This window comes from Dethiosulfovibrio peptidovorans (assembly GCA_002748665.1).
GTDB lineage: Bacteria > Synergistota > Synergistia > Synergistales > Dethiosulfovibrionaceae > Dethiosulfovibrio > Dethiosulfovibrio peptidovorans_A.
Genome location: PDTB01000014.1, coordinates 1 through 20,998, shown reverse-complemented (window position 1 = coordinate 20,998; position 20,998 = coordinate 1). Strand labels below are relative to the sequence as shown.

16 protein-coding genes are annotated in these 20,998 nt (G+C 55.6%); 3 read left to right on the top strand and 13 right to left on the bottom strand.

All coding sequences use genetic code 11. The features are described 5' to 3' along the window. The first annotated feature begins 551 nt into the window (after positions 1-551). Positions 552-1,637 carry an aminotransferase gene (locus tag CSA35_01370; GenBank protein ID PIE55370.1) on the top strand — a complete coding sequence of 362 codons (1,086 nt, stop codon included), beginning with the start codon at positions 552-554 and terminating at the stop codon, positions 1,635-1,637. 184 nt (positions 1,638-1,821) lie between these two features. On the opposite strand, the gene CSA35_01365 is transcribed toward CSA35_01370, so the two are convergent. Continuing rightward, entirely contained in the window at positions 1,822-3,825 is a 2,004-nt protein-coding gene (locus tag CSA35_01365) for an ATP-dependent helicase (protein PIE55369.1), read from the bottom strand. 62 nt (positions 3,826-3,887) lie between these two features. Here CSA35_01365 and CSA35_01360 point away from each other — a divergent pair, with 62 nt between their 5' ends. Continuing rightward, entirely contained in the window at positions 3,888-4,163 is a 276-nt protein-coding gene (locus CSA35_01360) for a 30S ribosomal protein S20 (GenBank protein ID PIE55368.1), read from the top strand. Positions 4,164-4,248: 85 nt separating this feature from the next. Here the strand turns inward: CSA35_01360 and CSA35_01355 are convergent, their stop codons facing one another. The 11 genes from CSA35_01355 to CSA35_01305 form a co-directional block, all read right to left on the bottom strand. Continuing rightward, a complete protein-coding gene (locus CSA35_01355) occupies positions 4,249-5,148 on the bottom strand; it encodes a hypothetical protein (protein ID PIE55367.1) in 900 nt (299 codons plus the stop codon). Between the two features lie 3 nt (positions 5,149-5,151). Continuing rightward, positions 5,152-7,659 (bottom strand): leucine--tRNA ligase, encoded by a 2,508-nt coding sequence (locus CSA35_01350; GenBank protein PIE55366.1) that lies wholly within the window; start codon positions 7,657-7,659, stop codon positions 5,152-5,154. A 66-nt stretch (positions 7,660-7,725) separates the two neighbouring features. Further along, positions 7,726-9,078 (bottom strand): DNA repair protein RadA, encoded by a 1,353-nt coding sequence (locus tag CSA35_01345; GenBank protein ID PIE55365.1) that lies wholly within the window; start codon positions 9,076-9,078, stop codon positions 7,726-7,728. A gap of 75 nt (positions 9,079-9,153) precedes the next feature. Next, positions 9,154-10,347 carry a hypothetical protein gene (locus tag CSA35_01340; protein ID PIE55364.1) on the bottom strand — a complete coding sequence of 398 codons (1,194 nt, stop codon included), beginning with the start codon at positions 10,345-10,347 and terminating at the stop codon, positions 9,154-9,156. Further along, entirely contained in the window at positions 10,347-10,844 is a 498-nt protein-coding gene (locus CSA35_01335) for an adenosine monophosphate-protein transferase (GenBank protein ID PIE55363.1), read from the bottom strand. The genes CSA35_01340 and CSA35_01335 overlap by 1 nt, the downstream gene beginning before the upstream one ends. Before the next feature lie 19 nt (positions 10,845-10,863). Beyond that, positions 10,864-11,733, bottom strand: a complete 870-nt coding sequence (locus CSA35_01330; GenBank protein PIE55362.1) for a hypothetical protein — start codon at positions 11,731-11,733, stop codon at positions 10,864-10,866. After that, entirely contained in the window at positions 11,730-12,170 is a 441-nt protein-coding gene (locus CSA35_01325) for an HlpA protein (GenBank protein PIE55361.1), read from the bottom strand. The genes CSA35_01330 and CSA35_01325 overlap by 4 nt, the downstream gene beginning before the upstream one ends. Before the next feature lie 105 nt (positions 12,171-12,275). Continuing rightward, positions 12,276-12,872, bottom strand: a complete 597-nt coding sequence (locus CSA35_01320; protein PIE55360.1) for a hypothetical protein — start codon at positions 12,870-12,872, stop codon at positions 12,276-12,278. Between the two features lie 115 nt (positions 12,873-12,987). Then, positions 12,988-14,109 carry a methylmalonyl Co-A mutase-associated GTPase MeaB gene (locus CSA35_01315; protein PIE55359.1) on the bottom strand — a complete coding sequence of 374 codons (1,122 nt, stop codon included), beginning with the start codon at positions 14,107-14,109 and terminating at the stop codon, positions 12,988-12,990. Continuing rightward, positions 14,110-16,311 carry a methylmalonyl-CoA mutase gene (locus CSA35_01310; protein PIE55358.1) on the bottom strand — a complete coding sequence of 734 codons (2,202 nt, stop codon included), beginning with the start codon at positions 16,309-16,311 and terminating at the stop codon, positions 14,110-14,112. Further along, a complete protein-coding gene (locus tag CSA35_01305; protein PIE55357.1) occupies positions 16,311-18,452 on the bottom strand; it encodes a methylmalonyl-CoA mutase in 2,142 nt (713 codons plus the stop codon). The genes CSA35_01310 and CSA35_01305 overlap by 1 nt, the downstream gene beginning before the upstream one ends. A 382-nt stretch (positions 18,453-18,834) precedes the next feature. On the opposite strand from CSA35_01305, the gene CSA35_01300 reads away from it, so the two are divergent. Further along, complete coding sequence (locus CSA35_01300) at positions 18,835-20,607, top strand: hypothetical protein (GenBank protein ID PIE55356.1); 1,773 nt, start codon at positions 18,835-18,837, stop codon at positions 20,605-20,607. A gap of 86 nt (positions 20,608-20,693) precedes the next feature. On the opposite strand, the gene CSA35_01295 is transcribed toward CSA35_01300, so the two are convergent. Beyond that, the coding region (locus tag CSA35_01295) for a chemotaxis protein (GenBank protein ID PIE55355.1) at positions 20,694-20,998 on the bottom strand (305 nt) is incomplete at its 5' end.

Below are 20,998 nucleotides of genomic sequence, written 5' to 3'. Positions count from 1 at the left end.
CGTTTAAGCATGAATTACCTCTTTGGTTAAAGCAATAATTTTTTTTGCCGATTGAATAAGAAAGCCACTATTGTCTTGCTTGTCATTCACTTGCATAACAGGGTCATATATGGACGTTTGTCCATAATATAGCGAGACATATCTGGACAGAAGTCCAGATAACACAATAATAAGCGACAAGCACGGTTTTCCCGACTTCTAAATGACTGCGTTTGAGTCTACAACAGCCCTCTATATATAGCAGTATATTATAATGTATAGTAGACAGTCAACATGAAAATCATGAAAACGAAGAAATTGTCGTTGCTCGGTGATACTGTTATTCTGCAAGTTTATCAGTGAAAATGCCTCCCTATAGGTCTTTTGAGATAATATCGGGGATCGACTTGGACACCTACACATCCCATTATACCGTTCCAGATCGGACAGAGGAAGGCAGGTATCTGGCTATAGAATTCAAGAGGCCGTTTTATATAATAGGGTCCTGCGGAAGTACAACGATGGCCGATACAGCATGTCGTATCAGTGTTCCTATTAGGAGGCGGTAAATAATGAAGACATATCCTGTCGGTCTGGTTCCAGGGCCAGTCTCGGTGCCAAGAGAGATTCGAGAGGCCTGGCTGACGGACTACGCCAGCTCCGATATTGAGGCCGAGTTTTACGATCTGTACCACGAGAATCAAGCTCTGACTCAGGAGCTGCTTGAGACGAAAAACGACGTGGTCATTTCCTCCGGCGAAGCGATGTCGATCCTCTGGGGCGGGCTCAAGAGCTCCCTGACTCCCGGGAAGGACAAGCTCCTGGCCGTTGCCTCCGGTCTCTTTGGGGAGGGTTTTGCGGATATGGCCCGCGACATAGGCTGCGAGGCGGAGGTCGTTGCGGCACCGTACAGTTCTCTGCCGAACGTGGAAGATGTCCGTGCAGCTGCGCGCCGCCTCCATCCGAATCTCGTGACCGCCGTTCACTGCGAGACACCCTGTGGCACGTTGAACCCCTACCTGAAGGAGATCGGCGAGGTTGCTCATGAGGTCGGGGCTCTCTTTCTGGTCGATTTTGTCTCCAGCGGCGGCGGAACGCCAGTGAGGGTCGACGAATGGAACATCGACATCGGCCTCCTGGGTAGTCAGAAGGCGCTTTCCCTGCCTCCATCCCTTTCTGTTTCAACGATCAGTGAACGGGCTTGGGAGGTTTTCGACGCGGTCAACTATCAAGGATATGACGCCTATCTTCCATGGCGGGAGATCCCAAAGACACCTCCCTGCCCCTATACTCACGACTGGTATGGGAACGCCGGGCTGAATACATCCCTGAAGGCTCTGATGGCTGAGGGGCTGGAAGAGGTCTATTCCCGACATGAACGGGTTGCGCGCCTCTGTCGGGAGCGAGGTCGTGAGATGGGGCTTGAGCTGTTCCCCGAGAGCGACGCTATCTCATCGCCGACCGTGACGGCTTTTTACACACCCTCTGGATGGACATGGGAAAGTTTTGACACCGCGCTTCGGAAGAGAGGCTTAGCGGTTGGGGGGAATTACTCATCCTTGGCTGGGAAGGTTTTCCGCATAGGACATATGGGCTCCCAGGCTCAGGAGGAGCTCGTCACCAGGGGGATGAAGATTATCGAAGAGGTGCTCTCCTGAGGAAATGTCCGGCAAAGGGAGTCCATCCTCATATAAAACCAAGAAGAGTATCGGAGACACATATCGAGACCTAAAGGCATGGATGAGGCCTCAAAAACGAGCCGTCCCGCATATTGGGGCGGCTTTTGTTCCGTAACCTGACGTCAGTTCTTCAACAATAGTGCCGCACTCAACGTCTCTTCAGTCAGGAGGGCCTCTTTTCGGGCTCAGACCGATCTACCACCCTGATCCGACGAATGGGAACGTTAGGCAAGCTCTCCAAGACCTTCCAATCCCTTCGGGAAAGTACTCGTCCGTCCAAGATGGCCACCCGACCTTGATCGGTTTCAGACCGTATGAGCCGCCCCACAGCCTGACGGAGGTGCATCTTAGCACTGGGGAGCACGGACTGGACGAAGCTGGAGCCTCCGTCCAGATCGCGTCTGGCTCGCTGAAGTGGATCATCAGGATGGGGAAAGGGAATTCGGTCCACGATAACCTGAGTCAGGGAATCGCCCGGAATATCCACACCCTCCCGAAAGGATACGGTTCCCACCAGCACCGATGAGGGATCTTCCCGAAAGCGTCTGAGGAGTTCGGCCCTTGGTCGGTCGCCTTGGACAAGCACGGTGTACCCATCGTCGTTTTTTCGAAGGAATTCCCCCACCCGGCGGAGGAGCCTGATCGAGCTCAGGAGAACCAGACTGCTTCCCTGGTTACCCCGGCACAGTCTTCGAACCACTCGACATACCCGCTCGTCGTATCCTGAATCGGTCACGGGGAGTTTCAGGTCCACAACCAAGATCGTCATCTGCCTCTCCAGAGGGAAGGGCGAATCGAGTAAGAGTTCGGCATCAGCACACAGTCCAGTCTCCCTACTCCAAAACTCGAACCGGCGATCCACCGCCATGGTCGCTGAAACAGCCGCCACGAGGGGGGGCTCATCGCCCTGAAAAGCCCGGGGCAAAAAGTCGTCGCACCGGCTGGGCGCACTGTAGAGAGCTTCATCTTCCTTCCAATAGGTCCATCGAGGATAGTCCTCGACATCCAGACACCACCGAAGGGCTTGCGCCATCTCGTCCAATCCCCCGACCCAGGACAGATATTCGGCCCCCTTTCGAGCTACTTCTTCACCCAACGGACCCAGTTCGTCCAGATATTCCTCGAAACGCCTTCCCGTGGCAACCAGGGGAGCCACAGCTGCCAGAACCTCTCGCCCGGTTCGAAGAAGTCTCTCGGGAAACTCAAGGCACAGTCCGTTTGGGACCCCCGAGACCATCAGTCCCTCGAACAACTCTCGTATCGCCCGAAGGACTGTTCTTACTCCGTCGGCTTCTTTTTGTTGGTCATACCCAACTGCGGAGTTCCCTGCGGCGTCAAGTCCCGGTAAGGGAATCCGCCGAAGATGCCTGGTCCAGTCATCCAGCCGGACGCTCATGGCCGAGACCGATGAGGCAGCATCGGCCATGCGATGGGCCTCGTCACAGAGGATCACCTGAGCTGGAATTGGGAAGCCCCCAGCTCGCCCCAAAGCGTAGGAAAAATATAGATGATAGTTGGCCACCACCACCCGCCATTTTGCGGCACTCCGAAGCCCCTTCTGGACGAAGCACTGATCTCGGTGAGGACAGCGACTTCCCAGACATCCCCTAAAGCTCGCAGCAATTCGCTCAAGTGCAGGATGGCCCGGTGGCAGGGGAAGCTCGGACAGATCGCCTTCATCGGTCGTCACCAGCCACTCCAGAATCACCGACGACGCCTCTCCTTTGTCGTTGAACGATAACAAGCCCTCGTCGCCGAGTTCCGTGGCCTTCCGAAGACAGGCGTAGTTGTTCCGTCCCTTCAAAAGGCCAAAGGGCAGGGGGAGTCCTAAAACGTTCACGAGGGTTGGCAGATCTTTTTGGATAAGTTGCTCCTGAAGGGTGATACTGGAGGTCAACATGACCACCGTACTGCCAGTTTTCTGGGCCCAGGTCATGGCAGGAGCCAAAAGGGCAAATGTCTTCCCCACACCCGGGGGAGCTTCTGCCGCGAGAATCCGTCCAGCTCGACCATCCAGAAGATCCTTTATGGCCCGGGAGAGTTCCTCCTGCTGGGGACGATGCTCGAACCCCGGAAGCTTTGACCGGAACAAACCGTGAGGTCCGAAGAAATCGCTCATGCAATCACCGCCGTTTTCTGATACAATCTTGTCTTGTACTCGGACCATAGCTGAGAGCTCTCAGTTCAACGAGAGTGTATATTTTACACCGAGGAGGAGGTGAGTCGAGGATGCCCAACAAGCAGTCCGCAAAAAGACGGGTACGAACGTCAGAGAAGAACCGGCTGTATAACCGCTACTGGAAGAGTCGGTGCAAGACCGCCGCGAAAAGGGTGCTCCAGTCCATCGCCGACGGTGACACTGATCTGGCCGTCAAGAGGCTTGATATGGCCCAGTCGGTTCTGGACAAGGCCGTCGTCAAGGGAGTTATTCACAAGAACACCGCCGCCCGGCGTAAGTCCCGTCTGGCCGCCAAGGTCAAGATCCTGACCACGCCTCAGGCGTAAGAGCGCCGAACCTTGACACCTCACAATATGCAAGAATATCCACCGAGAGGCTGCGACCTTTGTGCGCACCCTCTCTTTTTTATGTTCACAGGGAATGAAGCACGAGCCGTTCCAAACCCGACCAGCCCTGACCGTCACCCGTACGCTCGGCCAGAGAGAGGCCGATGATCCCGGCCAAAAAGTCGGCCAGCTCCCGACGAGCATATCGTCCTGCGGCATCCCGAGCCTGTCTGGCCTGATAGGCCGTCATGGATAAGGCTTTTGCAGCTCCCGACGGAATGATCGACATGTACAGAGCAAACCGAAGGCGCTTGTGAAGCGCCGCCAAGGTGGGGATGAGCTCACCCTCGGCACGGAGCTCTACCAAGCCCTCAAGACAGATTCCTGCCCTTCGACTGCTCACCCCGTCCAACAACTTGAGCATTCCCCGACCCTGCTGGTTCACCACCAGCATCTCAACGATCCGTCGATCCACTGGCCCATCCTGAACGAACTGGCCTAGAAAATCGAGGGTAGAGAGAAGCTCCTCGGGCTCCTCCACCCAGTCAACCAGCAGAGATGCCCCGTCGCCCTTCAGATCGATCCCAGCGTTCTGAGCTTTCTGACGCAGCCAGTCGGCTCGTTTGGACGGCCAAAACGGAACAGTCTCGGCTTCCAGAACGGTACATCTGCTCAAGACCTCCCTGGGTAGGTAGGAGCGGCGTTTTCCATAGACCAATATGAACACCGAGTCAGCGTCATTACCCTCCAGAGACGGAAGAAGCTCCCTGGGAAAAGCTCCCATGGACTCGGCATCCTCTACCACCCGGACAGTCCGGGAGGCGAAGAGCCCACCGGTCATGGCGTCAGCAAACAGGTCGATCCACCGACCTCCCTCAATCCTGCCAAACAACTCGTACCCGCGGTCCCGATGGTTTTTCAGGGTATCCAAGAGAAGGCGCCGCTGAGAGGACTCAGCGGCGCTCACCACCACCAGATGGGGCATGGCTCAGGAAACCACCAGGTTTACCAACCGACCAGGAACCACGATGACCTTGACAAGAGTTTTTCCGTCCAGACGTCTGACGATACCCGGGTTTTCCAGAGCCAATCGTTCCAGATCCTTCCGGGAGATGTCTGCCGCTACTTCGAGCTTTTCCCGAAGCTTGCCGTTAATCTGGACAGGTACGGTTATAACCTGGTCCTCGGCCAGATCGGGATTGTAGGCAGGCCAGGGCTGCAGAGAGGCACAGGGCTCGTGCCCCATCCGTTCCCACAGCTCCTCGACCATATGGGGAGCATAGGGAGAGAGGCAGAGGACGAAGGGCTCCATGAGAGCCCGATAAAGTGTCTTTTCCTTAAAACATTCGTTCACAAAGACCATCATCTGAGCGATGGCCGTGTTAAAGTTCAGGGTCTCCGTGTCCTCGGAGATTTTCCGTATAGTCTTGTGAAGAAGCCGAAGAAGCTTCTCTGGAGGCTCGCCATCGACCAGAGGTCGATCCATAAGACGCCACAGTCGATCTAAAAACCGGTGAACACCGATAAGCCCCTGGGTGGACCAGGGCTTGGAGGTCTGCAGGGGCCCCATGAACATCTCATACATTCGCATGGAGTCGGCGCCATAGTCTCGGATGATCTCATCGGGGTTGATGACGTTTTTCAGGGATTTGGACATTTTGGCGACGACCCGCTCCAGAGGCGCTCCCGTCGCGATCTCGACGAACCGGTCCGGTCCGACTTCGGAGACCTCATCCATAGGCACAAGAGACGTATCGGGCCTTTGATAGGCATAGGAGGTGATCATACCCTGGTTCACCAGACACTGGAAGGGTTCGTCCGTGTTCACCAGCCCCATATCGAAAAGAACTTTATGCCAGAAGCGAGCATAAAGGAGGTGGAGTACCGCATGTTCTGCCCCTCCTACGTAGAGATCCACAGGCATCCAGTAGTCCACTTTCTCTTGATCGACCATGGCACGGTCATTGTGAGGATCCAGATACCGAAGATAATACCAGCACGAGCCAGCCCACTGGGGCATGGTGTTCGTCTCACGCTTGGCGGGACCACCACACCGAGGGCAGGAGGTGTTCACCCATTCGTCTATAGCCGCTAGAGGAGATTCCCCCGTTCCTGTAGGGGCGTAGCTTTCCACCTCTGGAAGCAGAAGAGGCAGCTGATTCTCAGGCAGGGGAACCACACCGCACTGGGGACAATGAACTAAGGGAATGGGCTCACCCCAATATCTCTGCCGAGAGAAAACCCAGTCGCGAAGCTTGTAATTTACGGCCGATGTTCCCGCTCCACGTTCCTCAAGCCAAGCGATCATGGCAGCGATAGCCTCGTCCTTGCCCATGCCGTCTAAAAACTGGGAATTGATGTGGGGGCCGTCGCCAATAAACGCCTCCTTGGTCACATCACCACCATCCAGAACGGGGATCACCGGCAAATCGAAGGCCCGAGCAAACTCCCAGTCCCGCTGATCATGGGCAGGAACGGCCATGATGGCCCCGGTACCGTAGGAAATCAGGATATAGTCGGAAATCCAGATAGGGACCCTCTGTCCGTTTACCGGATTGATCCCGTACCCACCGGTGAAGACACCGGATTTTTCCTTGCTCAGCTCGGTTCGTTCCAGATCGGATTTGAGCGAAGCCTGACGGATATAGGCCTCCACAGCTGGACGCTGCTTATCGGTGGTGATGGCCTCCACCAAAGGATGCTCCGGTGCCAAAACCATGTAGGTAGCACCAAAGAGGGTATCCGGTCTGGTGGTGTAAACCGTCAGGCCCTGGGATTGTCCCTCAACCGGGAAGGTGACATCGGCACCGGTGCTCCGGCCAATCCAGTTGCGTTGCATGGCCTTGATGGCCTCGGGCCAATCCACCGTGTCAATATCTCGAAGGAGGCGGTCAGCATAGGCAGTGATCTTAAGGATCCACTGCCGGAGGTTTTTTCGCTCCGCTGGCGTGCCGCACCGCTCACATCGCCCTTCCTTGACCTCCTCGTTGGCAAGCCCCGTCTTACAGGAGGAACACCAGTTTATGGGGGTCTCGGCTTCGTATGCCAAACCTTTCTCGAACATTTTCAGGAAGATCCACTGGGTCCATCGGTAATACTCGGGCATATGGGTGGAGACCTCTCGTCCCCAGTCGTAGGAGAAGCCCAGGGATTTGATCTGTTCACGGAACCGTTCGATATTGTCCTCAGTCGTTTCCAGAGGAGGAGTCCCGGTCTTGATGGCGTAGTTTTCAGCAGGAAGGCCGAAGGAATCGAAACCCATGGGGTGAAGCACAGCGTAGCCTTTCATCCGCAGATACCGACAGTGGATGTCCGTCGCAGTGTACCCCTCGGGGTGTCCTACGTGAAGTCCCGCCCCTGATGGGTAAGGGAACATATCCAGCACGTATCGCCGTTTTTCCCTGGGGATCGACGGATCCTCAGACACAGCAAACGTCTCATGCTCGTCCCAATACTTCTGCCACTTACTCTCAATAGATCGAAAATCGTAATCCACTAGCAGTTCCTCCTCCGCTCTCTTGAGTCACATCCTGCTGATTATACCCACAAACGGAAACAACCGCTAGGCGAGCCCAAAGCGGGACAGGGCCTCGGCCAAAGAACGAGCTCGAATCACCGTCATCTCCTTCGGCAAAGATTCCCTCTCACGGGCGCTGACTACTGCGGTTTGAAAACCGAGTCGATGTGCCTCCTTCAGCCTCTGAGCCGTTCGCCCCACTGGCCGTATCTCTCCTACAAGCCCGACTTCCCCCAGAAGGCAACAGTCCGAGGGAAGCGCCCGGTCCGAGGCCGACGACGCCAAAGCCGCCGCAAGAGCCAAATCAGCTCCGGGATCCCGAAGCTCAAGCCCCCCGGCCACGTTGGCGTAGACGTCCAAACCAGAGGATCCCAGCCCACATCGTTTCTGGAGAACAGCCAAAAGCAGATGAAGCTTGTTGACCGACAGCCCCCGTACGGTCCGCCGCGGATAGGGAAAAGCCGTGGTCGCCGCCAGGGCCTGGATCTCCGCCACGAGAGGGCGACTCCCCTCCATGATAACGGTCACGGCAACACCGGGGACAGCCTGATCGCCTCGATCCCAGTATAGACCACTGGGATTTTCCACAGGTAGCAAGCCAGTCGAAACCATTTGGAAAAGCCCCATCTCATCCACGGCTCCGTAACGGTTCTTGGTAGCTCGAAGCACCCGATAGGGCGAGCTATCCTCGCCCGAAAACAGAAGCACCGTGTCCACCATGTGCTCCAGAAGCATAGGGCCAGCGATCCGGCCTTCCTTGGTGATGTGTCCCACCAAAACCATCGGTATGGATGAGGACTTGGCTTGGTCGATACATCTTTGAGCAACCGATCGAACCTGAGATGGCGTCCCGGGCCAGCCGCCCTCATCACCCGTCTTCATAGCCTGGACACTGTCGACCACAACCAACCCATGCCCCTTTACGACCTTCAAAGCCCCATCCACGTCGTTGTGACACAGAAGCTCCAGACCGTGGGCGTCGGAATCAAGGCGGGCGGCCCGAAGAGCGATCTGTGAGGCAGATTCTTCCCCGGAGATATAGAGAACCGATATTCCTCTCCGGGCCAGGGCACCACATGCCTGCAAGAGGAGGGTGGATTTTCCGATGCCCGGCTGGCCGCCCAGAAGAACCACCCCACCCTGGACCCAACCACCGCCCAAAACCCGATCCAACTCGTCTATCCCCGAGGAGAGGCGCTCAGGAGCCTGAAGATCAAGCACGGCCTGAGGGACCATTATTGAGGGCCCAGAAATTCCGCTGCTCCGAGATGAATCCATGATCTGAACCTCAGGCTCCACCGTCCCCCATTGGTTGCACCTGGGGCACCGACCCAAAGGCGACAGACTGACGTATTGACATTCGGAACAGACGTATCGAAGATCGTTTTTTTTTGTCACGGCAAGACTCCCTCTACGCGGTCCGGCCATAACGACCGTCTATAAAAAAAGGCCGAGGAGTCCTCGGCCCGTATCTCACGGCACCATTATTGCATCGTAATAATAACCAGGGCCGGACTCGGCAAGAGACAGTATCTCGCCAGCCTCCCATCGACCATCCTTGGCACGAACCACTGTCACAACCCGAGATGCGGGACGATGAGTTACCGAACTGGCGTTGATGATCTCAGCCCCCAAAGGGATCTGAGTAGATCGAGCCATGGCCCAAGCCACCGAGTCGGGCGTCGCCTCTCCGACGAGCTCGAAAGCCTTGAACACCCACCGACAACAAGCGTATGCCTTGGCTGCTATAGGACGATCCTGAACGTGAATTCGGGTAGCATCCCAGATATCCATCTTGAGCGCCTTAGTGGTCGTATCCATCTCCAACGCCCGATCCTGATCCGCCGTCATGATGCCATCAAGTCCCACAATCCCTTGAGGATCGGGTCCTGCAGCCCATATGACAACCGACGGGCTGACGGCCCGGATTTGATGGTACAGCTCGCGAACGGCCACCTGATCCATCCAAAGGACGATGGCCTCCGCCCCGTACCCCATCATTTCCTGAGCCATCATCTTGTACGAGTCGACCCCACCGCCAGCGACCCAGAACACCTGAGCGCTCAATCGCCTGTCGCGCAGGCCCGATGCCGTTGCACGTGCGGCTTGAGATAAGGATGCGGCCAAGACATCCGACAGTAAGGCCACCTCGCTGTCCGACGGCAAAAGCACCCCATAGGCCTCGGTAACAGCCCGAGAGAGGTAGGATTTATGAAGCTGAAGGGCGAACACGCCCGCCTTGGGAATCTCGGCATCGTCCCTGAGAGATGTCTCAGCATCGTCAGCGAGGAGAAGCACTGGATCGCCAGGGCTCCATGCCTTAACAAGCTGCCGATTCGTCTCGGGCTCAGCGAAGGATATTACCGCCAGAAAACCGTCGTTTCGCCAGTCCCTTAAGCGCTTCGCAGCGTCGGTTACCGGCGGCTCCAAGCGGAAAAACACGTCATGTTCCCGAATCCCCATAACCGAGTCGTTCACCTGCCCCCTGGCAAATTCAACAGCAGGAGCCACCGAGAGGCCGGGTTCAACGTCCCACCCCTGAGAAGAGGGAATCACCGCCACAGGCCAGGTCCACCCCTCCTGAACGGATCTCGGCAGCGAATCTCCCCAAGCAGCCCCAACCGACAGGAGAACCCAAAGAATCACGGGGGAGACAATTCGGAGCATCACCGCTTGTACCCAATCACATCTCGAAGCAGGGCCTTCCGAGCCACAACGTCGTCCTCTGTCTCAACACCCTTAGGAGGAACCCCGTCAATGACCCCTACAACGCCTCGTCCCTGCTCGGTCTCAGCTATCAAAACCTGCAGAGGATTGGCCGTGGCTGCGAAAATACGACAGACTTCATGACACCCCTTGACCCTATCCAAGACGTTGATGGGAAAGCCGTTTCTCATGACGATCACAAAGGTGTGTCCCGAGGCTACCTTTTGCGCGTTCTCAACAGCCAAGGCAACAAGGTCATCAGCGTTGCCGTCTCGACGGATACGACACTCACCCGACGCCTCACAAAAGGCAATACCGAACTGAAGAGACGGGGATGATGTCACCAAAGCCTCATATAAATCCTCAATAGTTTTTATAAAATGGCTCTGCCCCAAAATGATATTACATCCCTCGGGGATGACCATATCCTCCACATGCCACGCAGACACACAAGCCATCACATACTCCTCCTCACGTTCACCAATCTGCAACTATATCACATAGATCTGCCTGAATCAGACGGCTCACCAATTCTTCAGGACCTCCATCGTCTGGAGGCGGAATCACCCAGGAGGCAACGTCCAAAACTTCTTGAGGAGCCGTAGAAACCGCAACAGCCAAGTCAACCCTCAGGAGCAATTCAAGATCGTTCTCGTTATCCCCCACAGCCACGACCGGACGATAACATCGCCCCATTTGATCAAGCCACCGATCCAGAGCGGCTCCCTTACTCACTCCAGAAGGCAAGACATCCAAAAACCCGTCTCCTGCAGCGACAATCTCGACTCGATCACCCAAAACAGACCGAAGTTCTGCTCCAACGACAACGGCTCGAGAAGGATCGGGATCGTAGAGCATCACACGAAATAAGCGACGAGATGGCAACACCGGCCCGATGAGCTCTGACACATAGGGCGCTCCGACTTGGTCGAGAAATGCCATGGTACGCCAATCCTCCGGACGACAGATGATCAGCTCATCGGCCATGAGCTGGACCTCCATTCCAGACTCCCACGCCAGCCGTAAAGCCTCCTGAGCCACAGAAGCACTCATAGGCACCTCCCACAGGGAAACGCCAGAGGCCTTCATAATTCGGCCACCATCGTAAACGATAGCAGGAAGGTCGGAGCCCACAGAGATCATATGTTGACGAGCTGAGTGGAGCATCCGCCCTGTGGCAACTGTCACATCCCAGCCAGTTCGGCGCAGGACTTCCAGAGCTTGAATAGTCCCTCGGGCTATCTGGTTCCTTTTATCGACGGCCGTTCCATCAAGATCTGTCACAAGCAAAGGCCGAAAAGGCCCCGCCTCACGGCGGGGCCTCGGGTCAGACGTCCCGACACTCACTTAGAGACGTTCATTTTCTTGAGCTGTTGGATTACATCATCGGTTAAATCAATACCGCCGTAGAAAACCTGAGCCTTGTCAAGAACAACCGTGACCTTCTTGGCCTTGGCTACGGTTCGAATCGCCAAGTTAATCTCTTTGAAGAGGGGAGCCATAAGTTTCTGCTCCTCCATGGCGGCTTCCTGCTTTTTAGTGGCGTAGATCTCGGCCTTTTTCTTGTTGTCAGATGCTTTCTCGATTGCCGACTTCGCCTCGCCCTGCTTGGATTCTAAAACAGCTTTAACCCGTTTGGTTACCTGATCAAACTTGGGGTGCTGGAACAAAATCTTCTGAGGCTCAATGACACCGACCTTCTCTTGCGCAGCAGCAATTGATGCAAAAGAGACAGCGATAAGAGCCCCTAGAACCACCAACCTGACCGATTTCATGATACCCATACAGACAGACCTCCTCAAAACGGCGACATATTTGAGGATTGATTTTATCCGTAAGAACAAAATCTGTCCACGGTAAAAATGCTTATATTTGCCATAAAAAATAAGTCATTGTCTCTGTCCTTGGGATTGATCCCGAAGAGAACAGACCATGGATTCCAAAATATCCATTCGGGGCGGGAGCTCCTCCCGAAATACCAGCGCAGGCTGAAAGGTCTTGCCCTCTTCAAAAGCTTCCACAACAGAGCTCATACTCTCCTCCAAGGCCCTTCGTACCTCATAAAAACGAGAGGTCATCTCCTCCTCGGGATCCTCCCCCAGCAACACAGAACACCGGCTCACTGCACACAGTAACCAGTCTACTCCCTCCATTACCTGGACAGACAGAGCCATAGCATCTTCGACTTTCTCCTTCTCCAGCAAGTCAGCCACGGACAAAGCCCCATGCCTCAGACGAGGCAAATACTCCTCAGCAGTGGACAGAGACTCATCGATCAGGTCTGAGATCGCCACGGAGAGAAATTCGGCGACACTACCACCGGCAAGGGCCTGAAACGCCTCTGGTTCCATATTGACCCCATCCACGGTCACCGACTGGATCACACGCCCCTGATTAATCAGGTTGGCTGAAATCTCCTCAAAAAGCCTCCGGTTATCCTGAACGTCAAGTTCCAAAACCATCCCGTCAAGCATCACCTTTTCCATAGACATTCCCCTACTTTCATCTCAAAATCAAACGGGATAACCAAAAGCTTCTCTCCGTGACACACGGCCCCAAATAACAACGGTACGACAAAGACAATCTCTCCCTGTGCGGAGGTTACGAAAAGAGAGCATCCTCCATGACGTCGATCATCATCCTGGCAGCCTTTGTCGGCGGAGTCTCGCCTCGTTCAACCAAGGCTCGAATGTCCTCCCGACGCTGGGCAATGATGGGGTTCTGGACAATCCGATGGTGGAGGAACTCCTGAACCATGGTATCCACCCACTGAAGGGCCTGGTCGCTTCGTCTTCTCTGGAAAAAGCCCGAATCCTCCATTTTTTTCCTGAACCGGAGCACTACGTCCCAGATCGTGTCAATATCCTCACCGGTCAGAGACGAGCACGTGTACGCCTGAGTCGTCCACCCCTCGGTGGCAGGACGAAGGTAGTGGAGAATCTGATTATAGTCTGCCCTGGTTATCATGGCACGCCGTTTGTTATCACCGTCGGCCTTATTCACCACGATAGCATCGGCCAACTCGATGACCCCTTTCTTGATACCCTGGAGGTCGTCGCCGGCACCGGTCAGAACCAGAACCATGAAGAAATCCACCATGGACCGGACGGTGGTCTCGCTCTGGCCGACTCCAACGGTCTCCACCAGTATGACGTCATACCCTGCGGCCTCACACAGAAGAAGGGTTTCCCGGCTCTTACGGGTAACACCGCCCAGAGTACCACTGGAGGGAGACGGCCTGATGAAGGCATTGGTCTCTCGGGCTAACTGTTCCATCCTGGTCTTGTCACCCAGGATACTGCCTCCCGATACGGTGCTGCTGGGGTCTACCGCCAGAACAGCCACCTTGTGATCCTCCCGACAGAGAGTGCAGCCCAGTGTCTCGATGAAGGTGCTCTTCCCCGCTCCCGGTACGCCGGTGATACCCACCCGAATGGCCCTGCCCGTATGGGGAAGGATACGTTGAACGAGCTCCTGTGCGGCGTCAAAGTGGCGGGGAGCGTTGCTCTCGATGAGGGTGATAGCTCGGGAGAGGATCATACGATCACCATTGAGAATCCCCGCCTCGTAGTCGTCCAGGGTCAGGTTTTTACGTGGCGGAGGTGCCTCTTTCCTGAGGGGGCCCGCTCCGTCCTTTTCCGTCACCCCGGTCATGACCCGACAGGAGAACCCCTCTCCCCCGCCTTCGGGAACCCAATCGGGCCGGTAGGTTTCGTGAGGCATTTACGGCCACTCCGCCTCGGCCAGACGCTGGTTCAGGATTTCCAGCATCTCCTTGGCGGCCGCTGGAATTATGGTCCCGGGGCCGTAGATAGCAGCAGCACCCTGCTCTCTCAAATAATCATAGTCCTGAGCGGGTATGACACCTCCGGCGATGACCATGATATCATCCCGCCCTCGTTTTTTAAGCTCCTCCACAAGCTGAGGAAGAAGGGTTTTATGTCCTGCTGCCAGAGAGCTCATACCCACGATATGAACGTCGTTATCCACCGCTTCCTGAGCCGTCTCGGCCGGAGTCTGGAACAAAGCACCGACATCCACGTCAAATCCCATATCGGCGTAGGCAGTCGCCACGACCTTGGCACCTCTATCGTGGCCATCCTGGCCCATCTTAGCCACCATGATACGGGGGCGACGCCCCTCCCTTTTCTCAAAATCAGCTGTCATTAGCCGAACTTCCTGGATGATGTCCTCATCAGCAAACTCTGAGCTATAGATTCCCGAGATGGACCGGATGATGGCCTTGTGCCGTCCACAGACAGTCTCGATAGCGTCGGAGATCTCCCCGAGGCTCGCTCGGACTCGGGCTGCGTTCACCGCAAGATCCAGCAAGTTTCCTTCGCCGGTCTCCATAGACCTGGTCAGGGCATTCAGAGCCTCTTTAACTTTCTCGGTGTCCCGCTCTGCCCGGAGCTTCTCCAGACGGCGAATCTGCGCCTGGCGGACCACGGTGTTGTCAACCTCCAGAATATCGATGGGGTCTTCCTGTTCGAGCTGGTGAAAGTTGACCCCCAGGATCTTTTCCTTGCCCGAGTCAATGTGAGCCTGACGCCTGGCGGCGGCCTCCTCAATACGCATTTTGGGTAACCCCGTGTCGATAGCCTTGGACATACCCCCCAGATCCTCGACTTCCTGGATATGGCCCCAGGCCCGTCGGATAAGCTCGTCGGTAAGGGCCTCCACGTAGTAAGAGCCGCCCCAGGGATCGATAACCTTACAGACTGACGTCTCATCCTGAATGTAGAGCTGGGTGTTCCGGGCGATTCGGGCTGAGAAGTCGGTAGGGAGAGCTATGGCCTCGTCCAGGGCGTTGGTGTGAAGCGACTGGGTGTGTCCCAGAGCCGCCGCCATCGCCTCCACACAGGTTCGGGCAATGTTGTTGAAGGGGTCCTGAGCCGTAAGACTCCACCCCGAAGTCTGGGAGTGGGTCCGCAGAGCCATGGATTTGGTTTTTTGGGGGTTGAACTGCCTGACGATCTTGGCCCAGAGCATACGAGCGGCCCTCATTTTGGCCACCTCCATGAAGTAGTTCTTACCGATAGCCCAGAAGAAGGAGAGCCGAGGAGCAAAATTATCCACATCAAGCCCAGCATTGATGCCGGTTCGAATATACTCCAGTCCATCAGCCAGGGTGTACCCCAGCTCGATGTCCGCCGTAGCCCCAGCTTCCTGCATGTGATACCCCGAGATGCTGATACTGTTGAATTTCGGCATGAACTGAGAGGTGTATGAGAAAATATCCCCGATAATCCTCATTGACGCTGTCGGGGGGTAGATGTATGTGTTGCGAACCATGAATTCTTTGAGGATGTCGTTTTGGATGGTCCCGCTCAACTGGGCTCGGTCCACTCCCTGCTCCTCGGCCGCCAAGATGTAGAAAGCCATAACCGGGAGCACCGCCCCATTCATGGTCATGGAGACGGACATCTGTCCCAGGGGAATCCCAGAGAAGAGAATCTCCATATCCAGAATGGAGTCTACTGCCACACCGGCCTTCCCCACATCGCCTACGACACGGGGATGATCTGAATCATACCCCCTATGGGTAGCCAGGTCAAAGGCGATGGAGAGCCCTTTCTGACCAGCAGCCAAGTTCCTTCGATAGAAGGCATTGCTTTCCTCGGCCGTGGAAAACCCAGCGTACTGGCGCACCGTCCAGGGACGGGTCACGTACATGGTGGAATAGGGACCTCGAAGAAATGGCGGAATCCCTGCCATATACGGCAGATGCTGAGCCTCGTTCATGTCATCCGGCCGATAGAGAGGCTTGATGTTAATCTGTTCCATCGTTTGAGCCATGAGGGTCTCGAAGGGTTGCCCCGTGGAGGCCTCAATCTCCTTCTTCCAGCCGTCAATGTCAACAGGACATTGGGGACTGGGCCGGAAGGGAATGTCCGCAAAGTTGGGCTGTATTTTTTCTGCCATCAGAGAATTCCTCCCGCTCTCTGTAGGGACTCCAAGACCTTGAAGCAGTCCACCTTCACATGGATGAAATCGTCGACCCCAGCGTTAACGTATGAATCCTTATATTCTGGTGCTGGCGCCCCCGCGAGAAGGACGATCATCTCCGGTCGTGCGGCTTTGATGGCCTTAGCCAGAGGGGGAACTACATCAGGGTAGGTGTCGTCGGTGGAACAGATCACGGCGATCTGAGCACCCGAGTCAACTGCTGCCCGAGCAGCTTCTTCGGGGGTAGCAAAGCCATCGTTTCTCAGCACCTCAAAATGGGCAACCTCCATAAAGGCCGAGCTAAAGTCAGCCCGAGGTTTATGCTGCTTGAGAGGCCCCATGTTGGCCAAAAACACCTGAACTGGTTTACCCGCCGCCGCAGCTTCCTCTGTCCTGCGACGCAGGGCCTCGAATCGCTCGGTCCACCTGTGAGGGCTGATAGCCTCGACACCTGATTCCTGACCATCATCCAGGGCCTCTCGAACCTCCCACAGGGCCGCACCAGCATCGTAGGCCTCGATAAGCTTGGCCATCAGCTCCATGGGCTCACCCTGTCGGATCTGGGAAAGACGACCCAGGCATTGGGCCCGGGCAACCTCGTCTGTAGAGACCCTATAGGCGTCAAAGCTCTCTTTACGGGATGTATTGTCGCTTACGGCGGGAAACTCCAACGACTTCTCCGTCACGTTGGCGTACATATTGGTACCCACCGCCCGATCAGCTCGGCGGTTGAGCCTGAGGAATCGACCCTGAAGCACCTCGTCCACGGCTCTCTGAATTGATCCGGAGCGCAGAGCCTCCAAAACGCCGCCCTCGGCTTCCACGGCCTGCATAGCCTCCCAGCTCTTCTGAATCAGCTGTTCGGTCAAGGACTCTACATACCACGACCCCCCAGAGGGATCTATGGGCTGTCGGAGGTTAAATTCCTCCTGGAGGAGAATCTGGATATTTCGAGCAATACGTCGAGACTGTTCGGTCCCAGGGCGGATGGACTCGTCGAAGCGACGGATACTCATGACCGAGGCCCCCCCCACAACGCCGGAGAAGGCTTGAGTCGTCGCCCGAAGAACGTTCACATAGGGATCGTACACCGACTGCGTAAACCGAGACGTGGAGGCAAAGAGGTCGATCTTCTGGGCCACATCATCGCCGCCAAAGGCCTGCACCACCTGCGCCCAAAACATCCGAGCAGCCCGAAGTTTGGCAATTTCCATAAAGAAGTTGGCCCCCAAGGGAAAGCTGAAGCGGATCTGTGCAGCGATGGCATTCACATCAAGACCACGATCCTGAAGGGCTCTAACGTAAGCAATCCCAGTAGACATGGCATAGGCCAGCTCCTGGACGGCACTACCGCCCCCGTCGTGGTACACGTCGCCCCGAACCAAAATGGTCCGAAGCCCAGGAGCAAAGCCAGAAGCCCACCGAACCGTCTGAGCCATCTGGTCCAGCAGATTTTCCATTGAGCAGGAAAGAGCTCCTTTTTCGGCCAGCACACCGATGGGATCGGCACCTATACATCCCTGAGAGGACCTGAGAGTGTTCTCTCGCTCGGATGATCCGGCAGACAGTAAGCTCAACAGAGGAAGGGCGGATGCTCCAACAAAAGAGTGGATAGTCTGGAAGCCAAGCTTCATGTCTCCGACGAGCTTCTGAGCGTCTTCTTTCGTGGTCAGAGAGATTCCTGAAATGGCTTCCGCGCGACTAAAGGGATTTGTCCCAGTTAGAGAGGCCTCATCCAAGACAAGGTGAACTGTGTCGGCTCCTTTGTTCAACTCCCTCGTCAAAACATCGTGAGCGACGTCGGGCGAACGGTCATCACAGGGCTGAGCGATACCCCACGGTGCCCCAACATATCCCGACGGAGATGTCCCCCTGATGTAATCGGTCTGGCCTGGCAGGGAGAGCGGATGGCGCAGGTCTTTTGTGCTATCAGCGGTGTAAATGGGTTGGAGCACGATCCCCTCGTGAGTACGAGTCAAAAGTTTTTTCTCAAAAGGAGCTCCCTTAAGGGCCGTTTCGGCCTCCTGTTTCCATTCCTCATAGGATGGAGGCGTAAACTCATTAAAGGAGACTGGAGGGAACTCCCGGGGTTGTGACTGCCGCTCTTCCAGATCCATCGATCATCATACCTTCCTTACATGTGTCTGCCTAAACGACAAACGGGAGACCACCTGCACGCGGCCTCCCATCCATCTCAAATCCCAAGCCGCATTTGCCGCACGTAACACAACATCGTGAGCACCTTTCCGTGATCATGTCGAGATCTCTTGAACAACGACACGATCATCAGCAACGCATTCACTCTTATAGTAAACACGCCATGAGATCGTGTCAAGGAATCGCCGGTCCCTTACGACGTTCGATGGAGCGTATCTTCAAGCAATGCTGTTCGTTTGATATTCTGCTCTATGGTATAGTGTATGTTGTTGGAGACTATGCCCTATACGTACACTATGCTTGGTCTTATTTTACTGTGCTTCGTCTTTTGGAAATGGAGCGATGAAGATGCCCGAGTTCCCCTACAATAACGTCCATCCCTTAAACGACCTTCTTTTTGATGATCTAGCTCGAAGCGCTAAGAGCCTGATCCAATGGGCCTCCCCTCTTCTATCTCCAGCAGAGCTTGAGGCTTCCAGAGCAGCGGCGGATAACTTTATCGATGGCCCCGGCCCCGTACTTCAGGCCGAGCTTGAACGAACACGAGCGGAAAGCGCTGATATCTTCGAACTGTTTCACTACTGGGAAGGGGTTTATCTGAAGCAACGAGACCCCTTGCCGGTTAACGTAAACCCCTTCTATACCTTCGACCCCTCGGCTATCCCCAAAGAGACAGATCCCTGCCGTCTGGCAGCACGAATGGCCTTGGCCGCAGCCTCCTTTTGTATCGATCTTGATCGGGGAGAAGCACCGATTGATCGATTACGGGGAGAGCCTCTCTGTATGGCCGGATATGCCAAGCTTTTTCGGACTTCTAGGGTAGCCGCTCTCGTTCGCGATCGAGTGACCGTTGGATCTCCGGATTCTCTTGAGGGGCGATGCGCCCTTGTGCTCGTGGGTGGTTGCCCAGCTCTTCTGGAGCTCATCTCGGAAGACGGACAGCTTCGGGATGTCGATGAGGTGGCATCATGTCTGAGAACTCTTGTGAATGAGTCAAAAGAGCCCGATCCCAACCCAATAGGCCTCTTAACCTGCCTCCATCGGGATGATGCAGCCTGGGCCAGGGGGATCCTCGTACAGGAACCCGAGAACAAAAGAACACTGGCTCGTCTTGAGGGGACCTTGTTTGCTCTGTGTCTTGACGAAGCCTGCCCCCAAACACTGGAGGATATGTCCAGGCGATTTCTCTTTGATGAAGGGAAAAACCGGTGGTTTGAGAAATGCTTCCAGATTATGGTGACCGCTGACGGTCAGTGCGGGCTGAACTTCGAACATTCTGGTCGAGACGGAACCCACGTGGGACGGCTGGTCAGTGAAATGCTTGAACGATCGACATCGTTAGGGCGCGGAGTGACGGGAATGGGAAAAGCATTCCCCCTGACCTTCGTCCGTTCCGACAGCCTCGTACGCGTCCTGAATCGAGCACATGATTGCGCAAAAGCACTTCGACAGTCCTTGCAGCAAAGACCTTTCGTGCTTGACCTGTTTGGTCGAGAGGCGATAAAAACCTGCGGGCTCAGCCCCGATTCCTTTATCCAATGCGCCATGCTCGTGTCACAACGGTCACTCTGGACGCAGTGGCGCAGCGTCTATGAATCGGTACAGATACGAAGGTTTCGAGGAGGCAGGACCGAAGTAACTCGACCATTGACGCCTCAGGCAAAAAAATTCGCTGAGGCTTTTCTGGAAGGCTGTGAGGCTCAGACTTGTCTCGAGCTCCTTCGACAAGCCGGAGAAGCTCACAAAAAACGCATCTCCACCTGCCTGGCTGGAGAAGGCCCCGAGAGGCATCTGGCGATGCTTCGTCGAATCTGGCAGGATCGTGGGTGGGATCTAGGCCTTCCCCGAGAACCAGAGCTCTACCGAACTCCCGCATGGTGGCGTTTGACGAGCAACTCGGTCTCCTCCAGCACCACGGTGGGAGCCGGACTTCAACTGGCGGGATACGGCCCCGTAGAGCCCGGCGGCCTCGGCGTCCGGTACCTCACCCGTTCCGACAGACTCATTTTTCATGTAGGGTCCTGGGCCAAGGACGGCTCACTGGGAACAAACTTCGTCCAAGTTCTGGAGCAAACATTAAGAACAATGGGAAATATGTTTCTTCAAAAACGTTGATAGCTGGTCCTAATAAGGGAAAAGTTCATGGCGGAGTTGCCTAGTTCAAAAAGCATCTCCGCCATGAACTTTTTCACTCTTGTATTCTACACCGGCATTATAGCCGAGCTGTCTTCATCATCGAGAGAAAACTGGCCGATCAGGGAATTCAAGCCCTCAGCACTTGATGAGAGGTTCTGCGCCTCTTGCGCCACCTGCTCAGAAGCAAGTGCCGTGTCGTCGCTGGCACCCTTGACGGTGTGCAGCAGCTCAGCTATCTCAAGAGTTCCCTTACTTGCCTGGTCAATTCCCAAGGCCATCTCCTCACTCGACGCCGCCTGCTCTTCCGCAAGGGCCGCTATGTTATGCATGGTGCTCTCCACATGGGAGATTTGCTTTAAGGTCGCCCCAA

Coding starts and splice junctions, on each gene's coding strand:
- CSA35_01370 (PIE55370.1), top strand. CDS start 552: ATGAAGACATATCCTGTCGGTCTGGTTCCAGGGCCAGTCTCGGTGCCA.
- CSA35_01365 (PIE55369.1), bottom strand. CDS start 3,825: ATGGTCCGAGTACAAGACAAGATTGTATCAGAAAACGGCGGTGATTGC.
- CSA35_01360 (PIE55368.1), top strand. CDS start 3,888: ATGCCCAACAAGCAGTCCGCAAAAAGACGGGTACGAACGTCAGAGAAG.
- CSA35_01355 (PIE55367.1), bottom strand. CDS start 5,148: ATGCCCCATCTGGTGGTGGTGAGCGCCGCTGAGTCCTCTCAGCGGCGC.
- CSA35_01340 (PIE55364.1), bottom strand. CDS start 10,347: ATGCTCCGAATTGTCTCCCCCGTGATTCTTTGGGTTCTCCTGTCGGTT.
- CSA35_01335 (PIE55363.1), bottom strand. CDS start 10,844: ATGGCTTGTGTGTCTGCGTGGCATGTGGAGGATATGGTCATCCCCGAG.
- CSA35_01325 (PIE55361.1), bottom strand. CDS start 12,170: ATGGGTATCATGAAATCGGTCAGGTTGGTGGTTCTAGGGGCTCTTATC.
- CSA35_01320 (PIE55360.1), bottom strand. CDS start 12,872: ATGGAAAAGGTGATGCTTGACGGGATGGTTTTGGAACTTGACGTTCAG.
- CSA35_01315 (PIE55359.1), bottom strand. CDS start 14,109: ATGCCTCACGAAACCTACCGGCCCGATTGGGTTCCCGAAGGCGGGGGA.
- CSA35_01310 (PIE55358.1), bottom strand. CDS start 16,311: ATGGCAGAAAAAATACAGCCCAACTTTGCGGACATTCCCTTCCGGCCC.
- CSA35_01305 (PIE55357.1), bottom strand. CDS start 18,452: ATGGATCTGGAAGAGCGGCAGTCACAACCCCGGGAGTTCCCTCCAGTC.
- CSA35_01300 (PIE55356.1), top strand. CDS start 18,835: ATGAAGATGCCCGAGTTCCCCTACAATAACGTCCATCCCTTAAACGAC.